This window comes from Acidimicrobiales bacterium (assembly GCA_036399815.1).
Taxonomy (GTDB): domain Bacteria; phylum Actinomycetota; class Acidimicrobiia; order Acidimicrobiales; family DASWMK01; genus DASWMK01.
The window spans coordinates 1-2188 of record DASWMK010000226.1; the positions used below are offsets into that span (position 1 = coordinate 1).

Genomic DNA, 2188 nt, shown 5'->3' on the forward strand with positions numbered 1-2188 from the left:
CCGACCGGGCGAGGTCGGCGAGGAGCCCGGCGGCGTCGCGCTCGTCGGCCTCGATGAACGGGTAGAGGAAGTCGGTCACCCGCCCGCCCCGACCACGGCGATCGCCGTCCCGGCGTGGACGAGGACGAGGTCGCCGGGCCCGACGGCGCCGACGATCGTGGTGTCGACCGGCTCCAGGCCGGTCGCCGTGCGGACCGTCGCCGAGGTGCCCTCGGCGCCGACCACCTCCCCGAGGCGCCCCTCGTCCGAGCACGTGGTGCAGGCCGGCCCCTCGCAGGCCGGCTCCTCGACGAGCAGGCCGGGGTGCTCGAAGCACACGTGGGTCAGCTCCCACAGCAGGTGGTAGGCGAGCACGAAGCGGCCGTCGTGGCCGGCGAGGGCGTCGGGCCCGTCGCCGGTGCCGAGCCACAGCACGCCGTCGGCGGCGCCGGCCGGCGGGCGGGGGCCGTCACCCAGCCAGAGGGTGGCGAGGCCCCAGGCCGTCGCCCGCCGGAGGGTGGCGGCGACGTCGGGGTCGTCGGGGGCGACGGCGAGCAGCACGTCGCCCGGCCGGGCCACCGGGCGCAGCTCGGCGGCGGCGTCCGTCGCGGTCACGACGGCGGCGGGCAGGGCCCTCGTCCCCATGACGACGGGGTGGACGAACTCGACGGCGACGTGGTGGGCGTGGGCCGGCTGCCCGGGCGACCAGCACCAGAGGGTGCCGCCGGCGGCGAAGCGCCGGGCCAGCAGGAGGGCGGCGACGGCGAGGTCGTCGGCGAGGGGGCCGAGGACTGATCCGTCCGGTGGTGCGGCCATGGCCTGCCTCCTCGGGGCCGTCGGGCGGATGGTACCGTCCGGACGCGCCGTCGCGTCCGACGCGGGCGCAAGGGTCTGGGGGCCAGATGTCAGGTGAGGTGTCCGGCGCGCACTGCCGGTTCGACCTCGCTGCGCCGCGGCACTTCCTCTACCCGGCCCTCCTGCTGCTCCTGGCCGAGGAGCCCCGCCACGGCTACCGCCTAGTGGACGCGTTCCTCCGCCTCGGGTTCGGGCCGGTCGACCGGCCGAGCATCTACCGGGCCCTGTCCGACCTCGAGGCCGACGGGATGCTGCGGTCCTGGGAGGACACCCCGACGGCCGGCTCCCCCCGCCACGTCTACGCCCTGACCGACGCCGGCGGGGCCCGGCTCGACTCGTGGATGTCGGTGGTGGACGAGGAGCGGGCCTGCCTCGAGCGGGTGCTGAAGCGCTACGACGCGCTGCTGGCGAGGGGCGGCCCCGACCGGGGCTGAGCCGGCGGCGGTTCGCCCCGCTTGCTACGTTCCCTCCTGACATCCCGACATCCCGACTCCCGGCGGAGGGGCCATGGTCCGGCGGCTCGTGTTCCTGCTCGTGCTGGTGCTCGCCTCGGTGGGCGTCGCTCCTCCTGCCCTGGCCACGGCGCCGACCGTCGCCGTGGGCTGCGACTCGTACGGGGCCGACCCCGGGCTCGTCCTGTACGACTGCGTGGCGGTGGCGTCGGGGGGCGTGGGGCCGTACACCTTCCGGTGGTACCGCTCGACGATCCTCCTCAAGACGGAGACCACCGACGGGACCAGCTACTGGAGCAACGGCTGCCGGCTCGGCGCGCCGCCGAGGACGATCACGGTCGTCGTGACCGACGCGACGGGCGCGGAGGCGACGGCGACGACGACCGCCTCCTGCTCCGCCTAGCGGGGGCGGGCCTTCCAGAAGTAGTTGTGCACGCCGCCGGCGGTGAGCAGGCGGCGGAACGTCATCTCGACCCGCAGGCCGATGGCGACGGCGTCGGGGGCGACGTCGGTCAGCTCGCACGTGAACCGGCCGCCGCCGTCGAAGTCCACGACGGCGGCGACGATCGGCGGGTTGGGCGACCACGCCAGCCGGTCGAGGGTGAAGGTGGCGACGGTGCCGGGCACGTCGGCCATCGGCGCCGGCGCCATCCGGTCGACCGCGCCGCACGACACGCAGACCCGCACGGGCGGCAGGTGCACGGTCCCGCACGCCTCGCACCGGCTCCCCCTGAACGCGTACTTCCAGGCCTCCTCGCGGTGCGACGGCGGGGCGGCCGGGCCGACGGGGTCGGGCCGGCGGGGCGGCTCGCGGGTCAGGTGGCCGCGCCAGGACAGGTAGGTGGCGTAGCCGAGGCCGTCGTCGCCCCTCGCCACCTGGTCGGCGAGGGAGGGCGACGGTC

General features: G+C 76.5%; 4 protein-coding genes. 2 read left to right on the top strand and 2 right to left on the bottom strand.

All coding sequences use genetic code 11. The features are described from left to right. Nucleotides 1-75: 75 nt before the first annotated feature. The gene (locus tag VGB14_17020) at nucleotides 76-795 is read right to left on the bottom strand and encodes a hypothetical protein (protein ID HEX9994635.1); all 720 of its coding nucleotides are present in this window, start codon (nucleotides 793-795) and stop codon (nucleotides 76-78) included. Between the two features lie 86 nt (nucleotides 796-881). Between VGB14_17020 and VGB14_17025 the strand changes: the two genes are divergently transcribed. Together VGB14_17025 and VGB14_17030 are read left to right on the top strand one after the other, a co-directional pair. Further along, a complete protein-coding gene (locus VGB14_17025) occupies nucleotides 882-1268 on the top strand; it encodes a PadR family transcriptional regulator (protein HEX9994636.1) in 387 nt (128 codons plus the stop codon). Nucleotides 1269-1341: 73 nt separating this feature from the next. Beyond that, on the top strand, nucleotides 1342-1689 hold the full coding sequence (locus VGB14_17030) for a hypothetical protein (GenBank protein ID HEX9994637.1): 348 nt from the start codon (nucleotides 1342-1344) through the stop codon (nucleotides 1687-1689). On the opposite strand, the gene VGB14_17035 is transcribed toward VGB14_17030, so the two are convergent. Continuing rightward, on the bottom strand, nucleotides 1686-2188 hold a 503-nt coding region (locus tag VGB14_17035), incomplete at its 5' end, for a Zn-ribbon domain-containing OB-fold protein (protein HEX9994638.1). The genes VGB14_17030 and VGB14_17035 overlap by 4 nt on opposite strands.